20 protein-coding genes are annotated in these 20,753 nt (G+C 28.9%); 11 read left to right on the forward strand and 9 right to left on the reverse strand.

The window, feature by feature from the left end; genetic code table 4:
• Window positions 1–7: 7 nt before the first annotated feature.
• The gene (locus tag ACJA23_RS03285; RefSeq protein ID WP_406613966.1) at window positions 8–223 is read right to left on the reverse strand and encodes an MAG6790 family protein; all 216 of its coding nucleotides are present in this window, start codon (window positions 221–223) and stop codon (window positions 8–10) included.
• 308 nt (window positions 224–531) lie between these two features.
• Between ACJA23_RS03285 and ACJA23_RS03290 the strand changes: the two genes are divergently transcribed.
• Window positions 532–1,227 (forward strand): DUF402 domain-containing protein, encoded by a 696-nt coding sequence (locus tag ACJA23_RS03290; protein ID WP_406613968.1) that lies wholly within the window; start codon window positions 532–534, stop codon window positions 1,225–1,227.
• A gap of 10 nt (window positions 1,228–1,237) precedes the next feature.
• On the opposite strand, the gene ACJA23_RS03295 is transcribed toward ACJA23_RS03290, so the two are convergent.
• Both ACJA23_RS03295 and ACJA23_RS03300 read right to left on the reverse strand, forming a co-directional pair.
• Window positions 1,238–1,696, reverse strand: coding sequence for a DNA repair protein RecO C-terminal domain-containing protein (locus ACJA23_RS03295; protein ID WP_406614763.1), 459 nt, complete (start codon window positions 1,694–1,696; stop codon window positions 1,238–1,240).
• The gene (locus ACJA23_RS03300) at window positions 1,675–1,908 is read right to left on the reverse strand and encodes a recombination protein O N-terminal domain-containing protein (protein ID WP_406613970.1); all 234 of its coding nucleotides are present in this window, start codon (window positions 1,906–1,908) and stop codon (window positions 1,675–1,677) included. The genes ACJA23_RS03295 and ACJA23_RS03300 overlap by 22 nt, the downstream gene beginning before the upstream one ends.
• Window positions 1,909–2,039: 131 nt before the next feature.
• Here ACJA23_RS03300 and ACJA23_RS03305 point away from each other — a divergent pair, with 131 nt between their 5' ends.
• From ACJA23_RS03305 to ACJA23_RS03330, 6 genes are all read left to right on the forward strand, one after another.
• Window positions 2,040–2,342, forward strand: a complete 303-nt coding sequence (locus ACJA23_RS03305) for a hypothetical protein (RefSeq protein ID WP_406613972.1) — start codon at window positions 2,040–2,042, stop codon at window positions 2,340–2,342.
• A complete protein-coding gene (locus tag ACJA23_RS03310) occupies window positions 2,335–3,966 on the forward strand; it encodes a DAK2 domain-containing protein (RefSeq protein WP_406613974.1) in 1,632 nt (543 codons plus the stop codon). Before ACJA23_RS03305 ends, ACJA23_RS03310 begins: the two co-directional genes overlap by 8 nt.
• Window positions 3,966–4,982, forward strand: a complete 1,017-nt coding sequence (plsX, locus tag ACJA23_RS03315; protein ID WP_406613976.1) for a phosphate acyltransferase PlsX — start codon at window positions 3,966–3,968, stop codon at window positions 4,980–4,982. The genes ACJA23_RS03310 and plsX overlap by 1 nt, the downstream gene beginning before the upstream one ends.
• Window positions 4,957–5,652 carry a ribonuclease III gene (gene rnc / locus ACJA23_RS03320; protein WP_406613978.1) on the forward strand — a complete coding sequence of 232 codons (696 nt, stop codon included), beginning with the start codon at window positions 4,957–4,959 and terminating at the stop codon, window positions 5,650–5,652. The genes plsX and rnc overlap by 26 nt, the downstream gene beginning before the upstream one ends.
• Window positions 5,653–5,655: 3 nt before the next feature.
• Window positions 5,656–8,607 carry an AAA family ATPase gene (locus tag ACJA23_RS03325; protein WP_406613980.1) on the forward strand — a complete coding sequence of 984 codons (2,952 nt, stop codon included), beginning with the start codon at window positions 5,656–5,658 and terminating at the stop codon, window positions 8,605–8,607.
• Between the two features lie 203 nt (window positions 8,608–8,810).
• Window positions 8,811–9,782, forward strand: coding sequence for a hypothetical protein (locus ACJA23_RS03330; RefSeq protein WP_406613982.1), 972 nt, complete (start codon window positions 8,811–8,813; stop codon window positions 9,780–9,782).
• Here the strand turns inward: ACJA23_RS03330 and ACJA23_RS03335 are convergent.
• On the reverse strand, window positions 9,777–10,409 hold the full coding sequence (locus ACJA23_RS03335) for a hypothetical protein (RefSeq protein ID WP_406613984.1): 633 nt from the start codon (window positions 10,407–10,409) through the stop codon (window positions 9,777–9,779). The genes ACJA23_RS03330 and ACJA23_RS03335 overlap by 6 nt on opposite strands.
• Window positions 10,410–10,982: 573 nt before the next feature.
• Between ACJA23_RS03335 and ACJA23_RS03340 the strand changes: the two genes are divergently transcribed.
• Window positions 10,983–13,187 carry a hypothetical protein gene (locus ACJA23_RS03340; RefSeq protein ID WP_406613986.1) on the forward strand — a complete coding sequence of 735 codons (2,205 nt, stop codon included), beginning with the start codon at window positions 10,983–10,985 and terminating at the stop codon, window positions 13,185–13,187.
• 349 nt (window positions 13,188–13,536) lie between these two features.
• Here ACJA23_RS03340 and ACJA23_RS03345 read toward each other — a convergent pair whose 3' ends face one another.
• The 5 genes from ACJA23_RS03345 to ACJA23_RS03365 all read right to left on the reverse strand — a co-directional run bounded on the left by ACJA23_RS03345 (window position 13,537) and on the right by ACJA23_RS03365 (window position 19,216).
• On the reverse strand, window positions 13,537–14,919 hold the full coding sequence (locus tag ACJA23_RS03345; RefSeq protein ID WP_406613988.1) for an McrC family protein: 1,383 nt from the start codon (window positions 14,917–14,919) through the stop codon (window positions 13,537–13,539).
• Window positions 14,920–14,923: 4 nt separating this feature from the next.
• Window positions 14,924–16,675 carry an McrB family protein gene (locus ACJA23_RS03350; RefSeq protein WP_406613990.1) on the reverse strand — a complete coding sequence of 584 codons (1,752 nt, stop codon included), beginning with the start codon at window positions 16,673–16,675 and terminating at the stop codon, window positions 14,924–14,926.
• 139 nt (window positions 16,676–16,814) lie between these two features.
• On the reverse strand, window positions 16,815–17,048 hold the full coding sequence (locus tag ACJA23_RS03355; RefSeq protein ID WP_406613992.1) for a DNA cytosine methyltransferase: 234 nt from the start codon (window positions 17,046–17,048) through the stop codon (window positions 16,815–16,817).
• Between the two features lie 303 nt (window positions 17,049–17,351).
• The gene (locus ACJA23_RS03360; protein WP_406613994.1) at window positions 17,352–18,287 is read right to left on the reverse strand and encodes a hypothetical protein; all 936 of its coding nucleotides are present in this window, start codon (window positions 18,285–18,287) and stop codon (window positions 17,352–17,354) included.
• A gap of 11 nt (window positions 18,288–18,298) precedes the next feature.
• Window positions 18,299–19,216, reverse strand: a complete 918-nt coding sequence (locus ACJA23_RS03365; protein WP_406613996.1) for an RluA family pseudouridine synthase — start codon at window positions 19,214–19,216, stop codon at window positions 18,299–18,301.
• Between the two features lie 186 nt (window positions 19,217–19,402).
• Between ACJA23_RS03365 and ACJA23_RS03370 the strand changes: the two genes are divergently transcribed.
• The 3 genes from ACJA23_RS03370 to ACJA23_RS03380 all read left to right on the forward strand — a co-directional run bounded on the left by ACJA23_RS03370 (window position 19,403) and on the right by ACJA23_RS03380 (window position 20,723).
• A complete protein-coding gene (locus ACJA23_RS03370; RefSeq protein ID WP_406613998.1) occupies window positions 19,403–19,609 on the forward strand; it encodes a multiprotein-bridging factor 1 family protein in 207 nt (68 codons plus the stop codon).
• A gap of 295 nt (window positions 19,610–19,904) precedes the next feature.
• Complete coding sequence (locus tag ACJA23_RS03375; RefSeq protein ID WP_406614000.1) at window positions 19,905–20,366, forward strand: DNA-methyltransferase; 462 nt, start codon at window positions 19,905–19,907, stop codon at window positions 20,364–20,366.
• A gap of 78 nt (window positions 20,367–20,444) precedes the next feature.
• A complete protein-coding gene (locus ACJA23_RS03380; protein ID WP_406614002.1) occupies window positions 20,445–20,723 on the forward strand; it encodes a hypothetical protein in 279 nt (92 codons plus the stop codon).
• Window positions 20,724–20,753 lie beyond the last annotated feature (30 nt).

Consider the following 20,753-nt stretch of genomic DNA (forward strand, 5'->3'; position numbering starts at 1 on the left):
TATGGAGTTATACAACTTTTACCTTAACCTCTTTAGAAGCTTTTTTACCTTCTAAATGGTTTTGCTCAACATGAATGATTTCGATTTTTTCATTCCCTTGAGTATGTTCTCCGTGTTTTTGACCTCTACGGAAACTTTTAATTTTTCCTTCAAGATCTTCTAAAGTGTGAGCTTGTGCTACCACTTCACCACTTGATAAAAGTTTTGCATAATATTTGTACATGACATACCTCCATGTAAGCACTAAGTGCTAAATAAAATGTAGAATGTTCTACTTTATAATTTTATAAAATTCTAGTTTTTAATTAAGCAAATAGCTTTAATAGTTTAATTTTTCACATTTTTAATAAAAAATTACAAGCAAACAGGTTTTAGTTAATAAATTTTATATCTATAAATATTTGTAAACTTTTAAACCTATAAAACCAGTGTTTTAAGTCTAATTCATTCAAATATTTGTATGAATTTGGACAATTTATAACGCTTTATATTATATAAGTGTAAAATTAAAATGATAAGTAAGGAGGGAGAATGGAGTGAGATTTTTCTCAACTCAAAGTCGGTAGCATGATTTCAATTCAAGCCTATAAGCACAGTGGTTATTTATATAGGCAATGAAATGAAGCTAAAGTAATTTTCCACAATAAAAGACACATTGTTCTATATTTAAAAGGAACAAAAGTGTCCGAATCTGATTCTGAATCATCTGGTTGAAAATATACTGAAGATGCACTTTGATTTATACCAAAAGAATCGTTTTATAATGCTATCATTCTCCTAAAAAAAGATATTGGTAATTACTATTATATAAATATTGCCTCAAAACCAATATTTGAAGACAATACCATTAAATTCATCGATTACGATCTAGATGTCAAATGTTACCCAGATCGTGAATTGCAAGTTGTTGATCGTGAAGAATTTACGACTAATTCAAAAATCATGAATTACCCAGTAAGTTTGAAACAATTAATTTACGAGGAAATTAGAAATATCATCACAATGTATAATGAATATCAGTACTTTTTTAATGATAGCATTATTGAATATTACTTAACAATTTTATGACAGGATAAATTAATTAACGAAAAAGCATTAAATGATTACATTAGAATTGGTGATAAACATTTTAATGAAGAATCACGTATGTTTAACGAAATTATCCGTGGCACAAAAGCTAAAAAAGCACGTGCCAAGCGTAAAAAGAAAAAGACAGGAAAACAATAATCCTGTCTTTTTAAATTTTCTGACCACTTTCTCTAATTAAATCAACATATGTTTTTTGAATTAAATAATTAGTTTCAAAATCAGTGTTATCAACATACATTTTGAGATTGTAGTAGCTATTGTAAAATCCATAAATGTATTTTTGTTCTAATACTTGAAAGTTAGGATGTTTATAACATAAAAAGCCACCGTGAATTGGACTAAAAGTGTATAAACCACTAGGGTTTTGGCAAATTACGCAGCTTTTTAATTGCAACTTAATTCCATAATAATATAAGCTGTGAGCGTAAAAATATGTAACTATAAATTCAGCATTTTTAACATTCAGAAACGGCATAATACGAATAAACATATCATATAAACGATTTTTAGTTTTGATATTTAGTAAATTAGTTGTAATTTTGTAAATTGCAGTTGCGACATTTGGAATAGAATAGTCTAAAACTGCTAGTGCAGTGGCTTTTTTAATTTTCCTAAACTACCAATTAGTCTAGCTTTAAAATATTCAATTTCAACTACATTACCAATTTGTAAATTCATTCTATTTTTTGAATTTATCTTACTTAAACCAAGTGCTCTTAAGGAAAATGTACCATTTTCATCAAAAAAAGTCACAATTGAAGTATTTTCTTCAATTTGGGCTATTTTTAGCACCACACATTTACGGATTGTTTCTGCCATATTTTTATTATACAAACAAAAACCACAACACAACAAACTATCATTTATTACTATATAATTATTAATTATAATAATTAAATTAATTATCTAGTAAAATATAAATACTATTGTAAATTTGTGGAGGTAACAGTATGAATACAAATGAAATTAAAGAAATTTTAGCGACTGTTATTAGTGGTACAGTAGGTATTTACAATTTTCACCCTATATCGTTTGATGATAAAGCTTCTGAAACCGATAACTGATTAGATTTGGTACAAATCGAAGAAACTAGTGACGGTATTGTGATTAAATTATGTATTAGCATTTTAGGTGATGTTAGTGCAAAATTTATTATCACACAAATTCACAAACAACTATTATTCCAGCTTAAGGAAAGAAAATTTAACTTAAGTAAACTTATTGTGTTCATTAAAGGAGTCATATATGAATAAGATCTTAAGTGCTAAGGAATTTGCTAAAGCAGTAATTTCAGGTGCTAATGCATTAATAAATGCAAAAAACAGAATTGATGCTCTCAATGTTTTCCCAGTTCCAGATGGAGATACTGGAACAAATATGGCTTCAACTATTTCTGCAGTTATTAGTCCATTAAACACTAACGAATGTAACACAATGAGTGAAGTTACTGATTTAATCGCTCACAGTATGATTTATGAAGCACGTGGAAACTCTGGTGTTATTCTGTCACAAATCTTCCGTGGTTTTGCTAAAAACTGTGAAGACCTTGAAAGTTTAACAATTAATGAGTTGCTATATGCTTTTGAAGGAGCTAAAGATAGGGCTTATAAAGCAGTATTTAAACCTGTTGAAGGAACAATTCTTACTGTTATTAGAGAAATTAGTGAAAACCTAACAGAAACTTTTAAAGATAAAGAAGTTACATTAGTTGAGTTTTTCGATAAAACATTACAATTTGCTCGTAAAAGTTGTGATGAAACACCTAATAAGCTAAAAACTTTAAGAGAAGTAGGTGTAACTGACTCTGGTGGTGAAGGTTTATACACAATTTTATGAGGAATGAATGAGTACTTTAATGGTAGACCTGTTGAAGTTTCTGAACAATCATATGACATTTCAAATTTCATAAGTGATAGTGAAGTGTATGAAGGTGAATTTGGATACTGTACTGAAGTTTTGGTTGACTTAAACTACCCAAATGCATTTAATAAAGAACTTTTTCAAGAAGAATTAACTCAACAAGCTTCATCACTAGTTATAGTAGTTGATGAAAACTTATTAAAAGTGCACGGACACACTACTAAACCTGGGGATTTATTAAACTTTGCACAAAACTTTGGGGAATTTATCAAAATTAAATCTGAAAATATGACTTTACAGGCTAATAATTCAAAAGCTAATAGTCAAAGATTAAATGAACTAAATCCAAATAAAGAACGTAAAGTTTGTGGAATAGTATCATGTAATCTAGGTAGTGGGATTATTGCTAAAATGAAAGAGTATGGTGCTGATTACGTTGTTGAAAGCGGACAATCTCAAAACCCATCAGCGCAAGATTTAATTACAGCATTTAAAGAAGTTAATGCGGAAAATATTTTCGTGCTTCCTAATAACTCAAATGTTATTTTAGTCGCTCAACAAGCTGCACAAGTATACAGAGATAGTAATGTTATTGTTATTCCTACTAAAACTCAAATTCAAGGTGTTACAGCTTTAATAAACTATAACTCTCAAACCGATCCTGATGATAACATTGAAATGATGGAAGAAAGCATTAAAGATGTTTCAACTGGTGAAGTAACTAGAGCAGTTAGAGATACTAAACTTAATGGAATTGAAATTCAAAACGGAGACTTTTTAGCAATTTTAAATGGCAAAATCATTGCTGCTAAAAAGACTTATATTGAAGCTGCTAAATATATAATTGGTAAATTAGCTAAAAAACAAGTGGAATTAATTAGTATTTACTATGGAGATGAAGCAACTAATCAAGATGCAAATGAATTAGCTAACTTTATTGAAAGTAAATACGATGTAGAGGTTGAAATTATTGAAGGAAATCAACCAAACTACCACTTTTTAATAGGAGCTGAATAATGGCAAAGAATTTTAAAATAGCTTTTGATATAAACGGTAATGATAATGGTCCAAAAGCTGCAACATTAGCAGCAATTGCATATGCAAAAAAACATCCAAATTTACAAATTATTTTACTAGGTGATTTAACTAGCGTTTTAGAATTAAAAGAAAACCTACCACAAAATGTTTCATATATTGAAAACACCTTAAAGTTTACAAATACATCAGATTTAAGAGGTTCATTAAGAGAAAATACATCACTTATTGAAGCTGTTAAAATGTTAAAAGCAAAAGAAGTTGATGCGATTTTAAGTAGTGGTGATTCAGGGTTATATATTACTGCTTTAACTCTTTTATTAGGTAGATTAGAAAATGTAAATCGTCCAGCGTTTATGCCAGTATGTAATGGAATTAATGGAAACAAGTTTTTATTTATGGATGTTGGAGCGAATTTAGTAGTAAAACCAGAGTTTTTGGTTGAATGAGCTAAACTTGGAAATGTTTTTTCTAAAATCATGTTAAACAAGAAAAATCCTTCAATTACCTTATTAAATATTGGTACAGAAGATTATAAAGGACATGATTTTACTAAAGATGCACATCACTTATTACAAGATGAAAAAGACCTAAATTATGTAGGTTTTAGTGAAACTAGAGACTTATTTAGAGGTCTGGTGGATGTCGCTGTAATTGACGGATATGGTGGTAATTTAGTATTAAAAAGTTATGAAGGTGCAATTTTTACCTTTATGGACTTACTAAAAGAAAACATTTACAAAAGCTTTATGCGTAAAGTGGCTGCGAAAATGTTAAAACCAGCTTTTAAAGAAACTGCTAAAGTGCTTGATTATCGTAATGTAGGGTGTGCGTGAGTTATTGGTATTAATGGTTTAGCACTAAAAGCACACGGTTCAAGTGATCAAATTGCTTACCAAAGTGCTTTAGCTTCATTACATGAAGCTTTAGAAAAAGACTTGTTAACTAAATTAAGAGAGGAAATGCACTCTGATGAGCAAGATACAGAAAATCAGTAGTCTAAATGAATTTTTTGAATTGCATGAAATGCAACCCAAAAAATCATTGCTGTATATTGAAGCTCTGACTCACTCATCGGCTAATAAACCACCAACTAAAGTTGATGGTAGAGATTACGAAAAGCTTGAATTTTTAGGCGATGCAGTGTTACAATTTTTAACCTCTGCTTATATTTATTCAAAATATTCGCATTTAGATTCTGGAGCTCAAACACGATTAAGAGCTAAAGTTGTCTGTACAGAAGCTTTAAGTACTATTTCCAAAGAATTAGGATTAGTTGATATATTAAAAACAGGTCCTGGTCAAATGGAAAAGGATGTTAAAGAATCACAAAAAGTACAAGCAGATATCTTTGAATCAGTTATTGGTGCAATTTATGCTGATTTAGGAATATCTCAAGCTAAAAAGTTTGCTGAAAGATATGTTTTTCCTATCATAGATGCAGAACATAATGAAAATAACAAAGATGCTAAAACTGAACTACAAGAGTTTTTCCAAGGTTTTAGCAAGCAAAGTATTCAATATGTTGTTGAATCTTTACCTGATCGAACCTTTAAAGCGAAGGTAATTCACGAAAATAAAGTGTTCGGTGAAGGTTATGGGCTTAATAAAAAAGAAGCAGAATTAAACGCTGCAAAAGCTGCACTTGAAAAGCAAACTAAAGGATAGATTATGAAATTAATAAAAGTTGAAGCACACGGATTTAAATCATTTGCTGATCCAGTTATTTTAAGATTTGATGGTGGCGTAGTTGGTGTTATTGGACCAAATGGTTCAGGAAAAAGTAACATTAACGATGCCATTAGATGAGTTCTTGGTGAACAAAGCTCAAAGGAATTACGTGGAGATAGCATGCAAGATGTTATTTTTGCTGGTTCAGCCACTGTAAAACCAATGGATAAAGCTGAAGTTACACTTACTTTTGATAATTCAGACAAAACTATTGAAAATCAACCTGATACTATTTCTATTACACGTGTTTTAGAACGCGGAAAAGGAATGAACGACTACTACTTAAACGGAAAACCATGTCGTCATAAAGATATTAAAGCAATCGCGATGCAAAGTGGTATTGGTAAAAGTTCTTTAGCTATTATTTCTCAAGGAACTGTTAGTGATATTGCCGAATCAAACGATGAGCAAAGAAGACAAATTTTCGAAGAAGCAGCTGGAGTTTCTAAATATAAAGTAGATAAAACTGAAGCCGAAAGAAACTTAGCTCAAACCGAAGTAGCTTTAGATAAAACTAGAATTAAAGTCGAAGAAATGGAAAAACGTTTAGTTCCGTTAAGAACACAAGCTGAAAAAGCTTTAAAATTCAAGCAAAAACAAGAGGAACTAAAAGAAGTTGAAATTTCATATTTAGCTTACAACATCAATGCTTTAACTTTAGATTACACACAACTAGAAGAACAATTAAAAGGTGTTGAAGAAACTAAAGTTAGCTACGATAAAAGTTTAGAAGACTTAAAAGCTAAAATCGATAACGCTAACGAAAGATATTCTGAATACGAAGCTTCATACCGTAAAACTAAAGCTAAATCAGATGATTTAACAGCTCGTGTTGCTCAATTAAAAGTTACATACGCAAGTAAAACCGAACGTAGAAACTTAATCGCAAGTGGCGAAATTAAAGTCGACCAAAAAGAACGTTTAAGAGCAGTGTGAGAACAAGTTAGAGAACTGCAATCAAGTGTTGATTCTCAAAAAGAAACATATGCTGAAAACTTTGCTAAATTAAATGAATTAAAAGCACAAAACAACCAAAATAAACAAGAAATTTCAAGACTTAATTCACAAAAAATAACTTATACTGAACGTAAAAATAAGTTTGTATATGATCTTAATACATTGGAAGATAGAAAGAGACATAAAAATAGCCTATACGATGGTGTTAAAACAATTGTTCAAAACAAAAACGCTTTTAAAGGTTATAGAGGTTTAATTTCTGAAGTATTTAGGGTTGATGAAAAATACGAAAAAGCTATGGAAGTTATTTTAAGTGCAGCTATGCAACACATTGTTGTTGATAAATCAGATACAGCTGTAAAATGTATTGAATTTTTAAAAGCAAATAATGGTGGTAGAGCAACATTTATCCCACTTGCTTCAATTCAAGAAAAATCAGTTAGAGATGACTATTTATTTGTAATTAGAAATCACCCAGGATTTATTGGTGTTGCAAATACTTTAGTAGATTTTGAGGCTGAATTTGATATTTTAGCTAAATATATGTTAGGAAACATTATCGTTGTCGATAACATTCAATCAGCTAATAAAATAGCAGATATAGTTGAGAAAAAATACATGATTGTAACTTTAGATGGTGATATTGTCCGTACCGGTGGAGTTATGACAGGTGGTAGTGCAATTAAAGGGGGCGATACCTTAAATTTAGATACCAAAATTGATCAACTAAAAAAAGAAATTACTGGTTTAGAATTAATTATTGATGAATTAACTAAAAAGATTTCTCTTTTACAAACTAATGAAGCCGAAGTTAATAGTAGAATCGCTATTTTCGAAGATCAAACTAACAAGTTAAAATATTCAATTAGTGATAATGAAACTAAAATTGAAAATTTAAAACTTGAATTCATTGGTTTTGATAAAAACCAAACTAATGATGAAATTTCTATCGATTATGAAGTTAAAGCTTTAAGCAAAGAAATTATTAACCAAGAAAAACAAATTAGCACACTTAAATTTGATTTAGATTCATTTGATGAACTAAAAACACAAGCTAAAGCAGATGCTGATAAATATCAAGCTGAATTTATCCAAATACAAGGATTAGCTAAGGAATTAGATAACTCATTTAGAGATAAATTTGTTAAATTCAACAAAACTAAAGAACAATTAGAAAAAAGCCGTGACCGTTTAACTCAACATTACAAATTAACTTTTGAAGTTGCTTACGAAAATCACAAATTAGAAATGTCAGTGCAAGCTGCAAAAGAAATCATTGAGTTATTAATGGAAGAAATTGAAGCTTTAGGAAACGTTAACCTTGAATCTATTCAAGAATTAGAAACATTAGAAGAAGAATACAATCAAATCAGCACTTACTATGAAGAGTTAATTGAAGCTAAAGTTAGAATCGTTGAAGCTATCGCTGAATTTGATAAAGTTATTGTTACTCGTTTAGAAAAAATTGTTGCTGACGTAAACAGCGAAATGCACAAAGTATTTTCATCAATGTTTGGTGGAGGATACGCTGAAGTTAGATTTTTAGACCCTAAAAATGTACTTGAAAGTGGAATTGGTATTTTCGCACAACCTCCTGGAAAAACAGTTAAGAACTTACGTTTATTCTCAGGTGGTGAAAAATCACTAATTGCTATCTCACTTCTATTTGCTATTTTACGTGCTAGACCACTTCCTTTATGTATTTTGGATGAGGTAGAAGCTGCACTAGATGAATCAAATGTTGTGCGTTATGCAGAATATTTACAAGAACTTAAAAAACAAACACAATTTATTGTTATTACACACCGTGTAGGAACAATGTCAAATGTGGATGCTTTATTTGGTGCGACAATGCAAAGAAGAGGGGTGACCAGCTTCTTCACCGTTACTCTTGATGATGCTCAAAAAATGGTTGAGCAGTTTGAAGGAAACTAATAATCTATTAATAAAATGAACCCATATTCCTTATTTTTTCAAAGGATAGGGTTCATTTTTTATGTAACACAAAATTCAATATTAATACTATTTTCTTGAATTTGAATTTATCATAGTCGTTTGGTATAAACCGACAAAAAAACCTACAAAATCTAACCACTAAATTGCTATAATATGATTACTAAATAGTAAAAAGGAATTGTATGAATAAAATTATTAATGGTCAATTTTTTACAGAAAAAAATGTGTTCAAAAACAATACTGTTTTTGAGAGTTTTATGAAGCAGCACAATTTGTGAAATAAAAATATTCTTGAACCATTTGCAGGAGCTAATAATTTAATAACCTTTTTACAAGAATATAATCCCAACTTAAAATATCAATCATATGATATAGAACCTAAAAATGCTAATGTATTACAAAATGATAGTATTAACAATTGAAACTATCAAAATTTTGATTTAGTTGTAACCAATCCACCTTATTTATCAAAACATTCAGCCAAAAGAATGGGTTTAAATATTGAATTTAAAAACTATGATGATTTATACAAATTGTCGCTAGATAGATGTGTAAAAAATGTTAGATTCACTATCGCAATCATACCTACCACTTTAATTAGCAGCAACAGAAAAGAAGATAAAAAAATAATTGAAAAATTATTGATTTTTCAATTATTACCTGATAAAAATAATTTCAGTGACACCGAACACCCTGTTGCATTAGCTTATTTTGATAATCTAAAAAACGGAAATGATTTTATAATTTATGAAAACAATACTCTTATTGATAGTTATGAAAATCTTCTAAATAAAGAAAAAGAAATATTAAAACCAAATAATAACTTTAATGTTAAATTCAATGAAATTTTAGGAAATTTATGTATCAACACTGGTGATAATACTAAAAATAAAGACAATATTAAATTTTATGATTCTTCTTGAAAATCAGATTCAGAAATCAAAAAAAGCGATAGACATAAAGTGAAATTATTGGTTGAAAACAAAATTGTTGATAGTGAATTCATAGGCAAATTGAATCATAAAATTTTACAACTAAGAGAAAATAATTGTGACTATTTATGAAGTGCATTTAAAGGTGTTTTAGAAACTGGTAATTATCGTAAAAGATTAGATTTTAAAACTATTAGAAGAATTATTAATTCAATTTTATAGTTCTTTTTTACGCTTAATTAATTGCTCGATATTGATAATATGCGCTTTATAATTTATTTCACGTAATTTTGATATTTTATCATCCGTATAATAATTACCGTCTAAACAGAATAAAACTTTATCGCATGTATTATCGCCTAAATTTTTAAGTTGAGTAATAACATCATTATATTGGTCGTCTTGAGCTCCACCAGGTTCATTTGTATATTTATTAACAACGTAAATTTGTCTACCATTTTTATTTATTACAAAATCTAAAGATTTTAGTTCTTTAGGTTTATTGACAGGATTTGATACAACTTCATCATTTAACAGATAAAATGCTTTTGACCCATTTTGAGGTAATTTTTGAATATCTAAACCTTCTTTTATTAATTCATCCTTAAATATATTTTCATAAATATTTTGTCTTTTAGGATCTTTCATAAAAAATGATAGTAATAAATCATCCTTTAGTATCGATGTTTTAATGATATTTATGTACTTTTTATCTAAATTCATTCTAGAAACAGTTTTTTGTATCTTAAATTCCAATCAATCAGGTAAACCATTTCGCTTTATTTCATCTTTTAATTTATTTCTTTCTATTTTTCAAATTTGTTTGATTTTGTTTTCATATCTATCCATATAAAAAATTATATGAAAATAAATTTTTAATTAAAAAGTTTGTGTATTCAGATTAAATGTTTTATTTACTCAAAAAAATCTAATGTAAAATTTACACTTTTGAATAATTAACAAATCAAAAGCCTGATAACTATTTAAGTGTTAAATCTCACTTAAATTCTTTTATGAAATATAAGTTCAGCAAAGTCGACTTATTATGAATATTGAACAAACCTAAATAATAATTTTGATTTTATCCACAGTTTAGTTTAATTAGATTCAAATAATTATTAATAAACAAATTATGAAAAACCTGAATTGATTTTTTTGTGCAGGTTTTTGTTAAATTTATTATTAATATATAATTATAAATATACATACGGACAAATTTTGCTTATCATTATTTCCACATTATTACATTATTTTAGTTTTTCTTAAAATATTGTAAGATAGTATAAATGAATAAATACTAATTAATGAGCAACCACATTTATTTTGAATGATTAAAATAATAAAATATATAGTACTATATATGTACAAAGGAATTTTTATTATTGATTATCCTTCCATTCTCATATAAAGGAATATTAAATTATGAAAAGTAAAAGATTCAGACTAGTATTATCTGCTGGTGTTTCATTAGCAGTTATTCCAACACTAGTTGCTGCAAGTTGTGGAGAAAATAATTCTTCATCAACTAATTCAGCTGAATTAAGTAAAGCTAAAACTGAAGCTAGAGTTTTTATTGATGGATACAACAATCTATCAATGGCTGCAAAAAATGGGCTTAAAAACCAATTAAATGCATTAACATCTACATCAAGAGTTCAAACATTTGTTGAAGATTCTACAAAATTAAATGAACAAGTTGCTTTACTTAATCAGTCTTTAAATTCAGCAAAACAATTAAAAAATGAAGCTGAAACAGTATTTGATACTATTAAAAATAAATATAATTCAGCAGTTACAAACGCTGAAAATGCATTAGCTGATAGTAAATTAAAAGTTGTAGGTGATACATTATCAAGCACATTAGCTAATGTTATCTTGTTAAAAAACGCTTTACTTACATCAACACAAGAAGTTACAGATGCTAAAACAAATATAGAACATCACGCTAGTTTAATCTCAACTATTAAAACAGAATTAAATAAAGCAAGCGTTCCAGTGGTTGACTTATTAAAAGCTAAATTAATGGCTACAGTGGATACAAGCGGAGATGTTAATAATGAACAAAGTGTAAACAATGTTGTAAAAGTTAACACTTTATTAAGTAGTCTAAAATCATTAAAAACTGAAGTATTAAAAGCTTTAAAAGTTAGAACAGATTACCCAAGAAATTACTATAACGCTACAAATAAACAAGATTTCGATAACCTTGTTAATAAATTATTAGTAATTTATCCAGCTTATGATTATGCTAATGCTAATGTTGTTTCTTCAATTAACAGCAGTACAAACCCAAGAGTTTGAGCATCTGCAAGAACATCAGATTCACTAAAACTTGTGAACTTTATAAAAGAAACAGATGATAAAATTGTTTCTGAAGAAGCTACAATTGATACTACATTAGAGTTATTAGCTAAATTAGAAAAAGAATTAAAAAACCAAACAGCATCATTAAACGGTGAAACAAACGAAAGTAAATTAGCTTACTTTAAAAACCCACAAAATGTTGTATTTCGTTGAAATGAATTTTTACCAAAAATCATTATTGCTGATTTTGCAATATCAACCGAATTTACAGCTGATGATGTTGAAAACATTAGAAACTTTAGTAACGGTGTAATTTCTAATGAATTAGCAATGGCTAATACAAAAGTTGCAGAAAATATTAAAAAATTAAAAGAAAAATTAACTACTTGATTTGCCACAACTTCTAATTGATCTAGTTTAGTAGATACATTGATCAAACAATATGGTTCAGAAATAATTAACAATGTTGAATTAGTATCTCCTGAATTCTCATTTAAACATGTTTACTACGACAACAACAATAACCGTAATAGACAAAGAAATCTATACTCAACACCAGTTGTTACATTCACAGTTAAAGCTAAAGATGGTTATACATTAGCTGAAGGACAAACACCAAAAGTTTCATTTGACTTAAGTGTTTTAAGAAATACAGAGAGCAATGAACAATTAAGATATCCTTCATTATATTTCACAACAATTCCAGGTAGACCAGTAAACGAAAAAAATGTTAAATTAACAAATGAATATTTAAATGATGTAATTTATTATAATGGTCCTGAAATTCCATTTGACCTTTCAGCTATTAAAAGCAGAATTGGTAGAGTTGTTTTAACTAATAAAGCTACAGTTAACGGAACTTCTACAGTGGAAGAAGAAGAAGTAAGAAAATGACTATCAAGCCAAGATCCAAGTAATCAATTAAGACTTATTTTAAGAAACTACATCAATAAGTACGATGGCAGATTTAATGTTAATAATGCTTCTAATTCAGGTCGTACTGGTGTATTCCTATCATATCCAATTTTCAGTTCACCTGAAAGATTTGCAAACGGAACAACAATCCCTGCAATTAGAAGTGATGGTTATAACTTAAAACTTCAATCATTAGAAGATGTCAGAGAAGACTTCTGATTACAAGAAATTAAAGGTGACAGAGAAGCTGTGTATATCCCATTACAAGCTTTAAACTCAGGCTGATTGAGAACCTTCCTTGTAAGAATTCCTTTACATAAATTCATTAAACCAATTAATCCTATAGTTAACGATTCAACAGACGTTCCAGCAGATAATCGGTCCAATCAGCCATCTGTTGGACAATAAAAATTAAAATAAAAAAATAAAAAAATTAAATAAAATATATATAATCGTTAAATTCTTATTTTCACTACATAAGCTTCGATTAGAAGTTTGTGTGCAAAAATCCTGTATCCTTGTGGTGCAGGTTTTTTGTTTTACTTTTATAAAACTAATTTTTATTCTCGCAAATAACTTTTACAGGTTAGCATTTAATACTTTGGACGTAGAAAAGCCTACCTAAGATTTACTCCTAGATAGGCTTGTTTTGTTTATTATTGTAAAAGTTTCTTTCTATACATTAAGCATTTAAGGTTAATCGCATATTGTATACATGTAGTTTTTGATTTGAGTTAACTAACTATCTAGTTACTCCTTAATCAAAAATGTCTAGAATTACTTTTGAGAGTTTATTTTTTGTTTCTTCTATATCATCCTCAAAGACAAAAGGAAGTCTTACTAGATGAACATTTATTGGGTCTGTACCTGATGTTGTTTTATTAATTGCTATAGGATTATGCGGTTCAATATCCTCATATCTAAATAATGGATAAAGTAAATATACATCCTTAACTTGTCTTGTTCTAGCATAGGTTAATACCTGGTATATATCATTTGCATTGACTTCACCATTAACAACTGCTCTAATATCATCATTACCATCGAATCGGTTAACCTTTTTATACTTAGTATCAAGGATAAATAAACCTTTCTCTTTGTGTTCGACAAGGATATCGTGTTTCATACGCATAGTTCTACCAAGAGACTGTCCTGCGTAAATGACATCACTAAACACCGTTTTATCACTCGCTTGGATTTTAACCTTTGCATTGCCTTTAAGTATACTTTGCATAAAGCCACCAATAAATCCTTCGAATAAAACTTCCGTTGGGAACAAGAAACAAAATGATTCAGTCTTATCCACATTATATGTAGAAGTTTTATTAAGCAAGAACATCTTACTCATACTTAGAACAATACTATAGTGTTTATTCAATTTACTCAACCTAATTCTATCGCAATCACGCGGTGTGCATCTGACGTCAGATACTTCATTAAGTTTCGTAAGAATATTTCGGATATGCTTTTGATTCTGCTTTGAAGTCACATTCAAAAGGCTCTTACAAGTAAACTTGATTATTCGGTTTAGTGTGTTGTCAAAATCAAAGTTAGAATATATACAACGGAATTTATCTAATTGGCCATTGGGAAACTTCCTTGAGAAAAAATCTCTCAAATCAACCTTTCCTTTAATTACGCTGCGATCTTCAGTTTCTTCCTCGTATTTATAAAACAAACTTCGGTCTAAAGCGTTTTTTACATATCTTATATAAAGTGTGATAAACAACTCTCTTAAATCTGCAGATTCATTTAAATCACTAGTTATACCCATATACGGATAATCAATTTTAGTGCAATAATCGAGTCATTGTATAAGATTGTGCATTAAATGTTTTAAGTCCAATTCAGACACATCATCATCGGTAGAATCCAATCTAAACATCTTTGGAAAGATATTCAACTGTTCACCTTTGAAAACAATTGTGCCTATGTAATTGTTTGTTCTTAATGCTTTTTGACCTAGAAAAGTTAAGAATTGTTGTTTAGTATCGATTTTCCCGTCTTCATAGAATACTGCTCTTTGTTCCCAATTAAGCTGCAAAAACTCCGCCAAATCGTCTAGAGCAGGCTGACTTCGCCATGCTTCTGGTAGCTTAGAATTTTTTATTGTTTTTTCTTCAAAGACGTTTTTAATCATAACTTTACTTTTTCCCCAGTCTTAATCTTCCAACTTTTGCAGGACTTACTTGAAAGTTATAACCTGCTATTGTTTTATCAAGTATGTTTTTAACCTTGTTAGTATTATCGTAGAAATATTCATAAAGCAAAGGAATAATGCTGTGATTCATAATATCACAAAGGTCTTCTTCAGTTTTGCCTATAAAATATGCGTGTCCTACTAAAAGGTCAGTGCTATCTAATTCCTTATAAAGTTCATCATTCAATCTAGTAAGAACTATTTTTAAAGTTGTATTCTCTACGATATCTGCATTAGGTACAACTTCAATGAAATCAAATCTTCTACGCAGCGCAGCATCAATTAGGGAGATAGACTTATCAGCAGAGTTCATAGTACCTACAATAAAAAGATTGTTAGGTACTTTAAAATGCTCACCTGAAGGTAAAGTTACACTAAGAGCGTTGATTTCACCTCAACGTTTATCTCCTTCAATCAATGTGATAAGCTCACCAAAAACCTTTGAAATATTTGCGCGGTTAATTTCGTCAATGATAATAACATAGTTTTGGTCTCTGTGTTTAATTGCCTCATCTGCTATTTTCTTAAATACACCATCAACAGATACAAAGTTAAAACCACCTTGTTTTGTGTCAGGTCTTAATCCCTGAACGAAATCCTCGTAACCGTAACTTTGATGGAATGTTGTGAACGTAATTCTACCAGCTTTAGTCGCTTCTATATATTTAGCCATTAATGCAGCACGCTGTTCGCTTGTCTTTTGACTCAAATCAACCTTACAGTTTTCAATAATTACCATAGCGTATTCTGCAGTAGCATATGTTTTACCTGTACCAGGAGCACCATAAAGAATGAAATTCAAAGGCATTACTTTCTTTTGTCTAGGAGATAATGTTTGTAATTCTGTATTGGAAGTTTTATTACTAATACCTTTAACTTTTCCTTCTTTTTTCTTATCCTTTATAAAGGGATAGTACTTATTAATAATTTGACCAAATACAACATTTTCAATATCGCATTCTTTAGCAAACAAGCTGATTTGCCCCATTCTTACAAAGCGGCTATTGAAAGGTTCGATATCAATTTTGTTTAATACATGATATTGCCAATCTTCATTATAAAACGTAGCAAACATATCAGGGAAAAGCAAATGGTAGTATTTTAGAACAAACATTAAGTTGACATATTTTCCTATAGTTGTAGAAAGCTGAGAATAAAGTTTATTATATCCTTCTGCATCACTAATATCTCTGTTAGCTTTAATAATTTCTGCACCCTTGACAATTGCATCTCTTATCTTAGTTCCCAATGCAATAGCTTCTTTCGAAGAAATAAGTTTAGGGTATCTAGGCGATCCTGTCTTCCAAGAAGATTTTCCTCTTTCATAGTAAAGGTTAAAATTGAGTGCCGACCTACCTTTAATTTCACCAAACAACTCACTATCATTTCAACCGTGCTCCAAATAATAGCAAAGATTGTCATTGTTATAATCTCGACTATAGAACATTTTGATGAGTAACTCTTCACCACTTAATGTAGATAAAACTTCAGGTGCAAACTTACTTTTGAAATCTTTATAATGGCTTTTTGCCTCGTCACGTATACCCTCAAACTCATTGGAATGAGCTTTAAACCATTCAGGAGTAAGCTTGATTTCTGTATCAACACTCGAACTATCCATTTCTTTGTTATTTAACCCTTGTAAAGACTTTTTCTCTGATGATTTTTCATCAATTTTAATATTTGTATTATCCATGTTTTACCTCTAATATTGATTTACACAATTTAACTTTATTTTACCTTAACAAAAAATACTCCTAATTTTTCGAAACAAAACCTGTTTGAGGTAGTAATGTGGTAAAAAATTATATGATGTTAGAAAAATCAATTTCTTCCTAACAATTTGACTCATTTGTTCGATAGCTGATATCCCTATCATTTCCTACAGCAACAAAGAAAACAATTTCTTTTCTTTGTGAAATACCAAAACCTACAGCATTAAGTATTTTGTATGATAAACTAAAGCCTAAACGTATAAATCTATCTATAATACCATCTCTAAAAGCTACGTTACTTAATGTAAGTAACCTTTTACATTTTTCAATTACTAAGAAAGATGGTTGTAACACCTCTAGTACCTAGAGTACAACATTTTTCTCTTAATTGAGTTAATTCCTCAGTGATAAGATCACGAATATCCTAACATTTAGCAACTCTAACTCAAACCGAAATTATATATTTATTGTTAACACAATAATTATTTCAAAAAAAAAAAAAAAAACAATGTTAACAAATTGTTGAATTCATATTTAAATTTCATATTTATTCCACAATTTAGTTATTTACATTTTCAATATTCAAATAGCTAAATTAGTCGCTAATTCTATGAGTGCATAGGTTTATTTCATTTTAAAATAAAAATAGCCTAATGGCTATTTATCTTTATTAGTTACTTTAAGAGTATTGATAATAGTTTGAGCTAATTCTTCACGTTCCATAGTTTCATAACCGAATATTTTTAGCTTTTTAGCAATCGAAAATAGTTGTTCATTTGGCAAACTTAATAATTTGTTTAACTCGGCTTTTTCTTTTTTATTTTCTAATTCTTGTTCAGTTTGCGAGGTGGTTGCCTGAGTATTATTTTGAAGATTATCATTTGGTTGCTCATTGTTTAAATTCACTTGTGGCATACCTTGCGCGAATGGAGCAAATGGATTTTGGCCATTTTGAACCATTTCATTAAATTTTTGTTGCATTTCTAGCATTTGTTCATTAAATCTGATAGTAGCAAATGCGACATAAATGGCTTTAACATTATTGCTAAATAATAGTCAGTTAACAATGGCCACAGCTAAAGCAATTATATTAAGAGCAAAAATTACTTTGTATTGTCAGTTTGCTCCTGCTATATCACTTGAATCTCTAGTTAGAAGCACAATAATATTCATAAGTGATCAAATACCAATAAAGAAAGCGAACATAAATACACCACGACTTAATAATGAAAAATCTTGTGCTTTATATGATTTAATTAATGATGATACATAACGATGTAAAGCGAATCCATAAATCCCAAATAAAACGATATATTGAATAATATAACGTACAACAGCTTCAATTAATACATTATTTCTAAAAGTAGCTGCCTGCTGTTCATTGAAGTTAAATTTTTTAATTCCTTCTTGAACTAATGGTTCTAATTGTTCTGCTATTCTAATACCTGAAAAGATTGATATTAAAATATTAATAAAAATCAAAAGAATAAATGATACAAGTAAGCCAACAATTCAAAATCTAAATGTATCTTTTTCGTGTTTTCATAACTCTGGCACAGAATTAAATTTCGAATATTCAGATCTTTTTAACATGCGATTCCTTTCTAGTTTTGTGATAGTAATTCATCAAAATTATAATCAGCCACATCAAAGTATTTAGGTGGCTTGCTAGTTAAAATAATTCTTTCTTTTGTAATTGGATGCACAAAGTCAATTTTATAAGCATGTAGCCTTTGTCCAAATTCATCCACGGCCTTGTTATAAATTGGATCTCCATAAATTGGATTTCCTATATATTCTAAATGAACTCGAATTTGGTGAGTACGACCAGTTTCTAGTTCACATTTAACAAGTGATTTAGGTAAATGATCTAAATAGAATGTTTTTAGCATATGCACATAAGTAATAGCTTCTTTAGAATTTTGGTTTGTAACTGTCATTTTTTGACGATCTTTGACACTACGACCAATTGGTAAATTTAACTTAAGAAGACTGTGTTCTATTACTCCATCACATATTGCTACATATGAACGTTTTACATCATGTTTTGCAAACATTTCAGCTAGTAATTTATGCACTTCGTTGTTTTTAGCAATGATTAATAAACCACTTGTATCTTTATCAATTCTATGAACAATTCCAGGTCTTAAGAGACCATTTTCGTTTGATAAATTATTTTTAAAATGATAAAGTAGCCCATTTACTAATGTCCCACTATAGTGTCCTGGTGCTGGGTGCACTATTTGTCCACTTGGCTTATCTAAAACACATAAATGTTCATCCTCATATAAAATATTAAGTTCCATTTCTTCAGGCTCAATATTTACTTCTTTATCAATTACACGCTCGATGAAAATTTTTTGACCCTCTTGTACAATAAATTTCGGTTTCATAACAACTTTACCATTAACGTAAACTGCATTTTCTTCAATTAGTAAACGAGCATCATTACGTGAAATTTCTGTGTTTGCGGAGATGTATTTATCAATCCTCTCTTTATATTCTACTTTTAGTTCAATCATATCTTAAATTATACTTTATAATGCTAAATAATTGTAAAAACTCTACTATTATTAGCAAAAAAATAACTTTTTTAGTTATTGAAGCAAAAATAGTTAGTTTATATGTTAAATTCTAGCAAAATAAGAACTAGTTAACTCTAAAGTGTCATATTAATGATATAATTAAATCATAAAGATGGAGTTAGTATGGATTATGCTTTAATGGTTAAAAATTTACGAAATAAAATGATGCTTACTCAGCAAGAATTAGCAGATAAATTATCAGTTACATTTGAAACTATAAATCGTTGAGAAAATTCTAAATTTATGCCGACTATGAAACTAAGAAGAAAATTATCAGCTTTGTTTAAAAAGTACGGAATTGAGGAAATTTATAAAAAGTATGAAGAATAAGTAGTGATTATGAAAGATAAATATATAAATAAAATTGTTCAAGGTGATTCAATTGAAGTTTTACCAAAAATACCTTCAGAAACTTTTGATTTTTGTTTCGCAGACCCACCTTACTTTATGCAAATTCAGGAAGGTAAAAAAATTATACAGGGTTGAAGGAACAGAATTTGATGGTTGTGATGATGATTGAGATAAATTCGAAAATATGCAATCGTACAAGGAATTCACTAAAAAATGACTTGAGCAAGTTCATAGAACACTTAAAAAAGATGGTGCTATTTGTGTTATTTAAGGCATGCAGTCTATATATGAAATTGGCTCAATTTTACGTGAATTAGGTTTTTGAGTAATAAACGATATTATTTGACAAAAATCAAACCCAACACCTAATTTTAGTGGCACTAGATTAAACAATAGCCACGAAACTCTTATTTGAGCTACTAAAAGTAAGAAATCTAAATTCACTTTTAATTATAAAACTGGTAAACACCTAAATAACGGTAAACAAATGGGTTCAATTTGAACTTTCCCTGTTTGTTCAGGTAATGAAAGACTAAAGGATAATGAAGGTAAAAAACTGCATAATACACAAAAACCTGAAGCTTTAATTCATAGACTAATTGTTTTATTCACTAAACCAAACGATTTAATATTAGACCCATTTGGTGGAACTATGACTACAGCTGCTGTTGCTAAAAGAACTGGTCGAAATTACTTTATGATTGAAAAAGATGCTAAATACATCGAATATGGTTAATTAAGGATACAAAACATAAAACCTCAAATAACAGAAGTAGAAACTGCTATTTTAGATACTAAACCACCAAAAACACCAATGAATCAGTTAATTGATAATGGTTATTTTAAAGTTGGAGAAATTTTCTACCATAAGAATGGTGAGCAAGCAACTTTAGTTGATAATAAAGGGAAATTAAGTTATAAAAATATAATTGATTCTATGCATGAAATTGCTGGAATTATGATGTCAAAACAACGAAGAGTTAATGCATTTGAATATTTTAGTGTATTAAGAAATAATAAACTAATTTCTATCGCAGAAATTAGAGAAGAATATAGGAAAGCTAACAATTTAAGTACTAAAAAACAGCTATAATGCTATCTTATAGCTAGCTTAATGCTTAAT

The organism is Mycoplasma corogypsi (genome assembly GCF_045276875.1).
In the GTDB taxonomy this organism is placed as follows: domain Bacteria; phylum Bacillota_I; class Bacilli_A; order Mycoplasmatales; family Metamycoplasmataceae; genus Mycoplasmopsis; species Mycoplasmopsis corogypsi.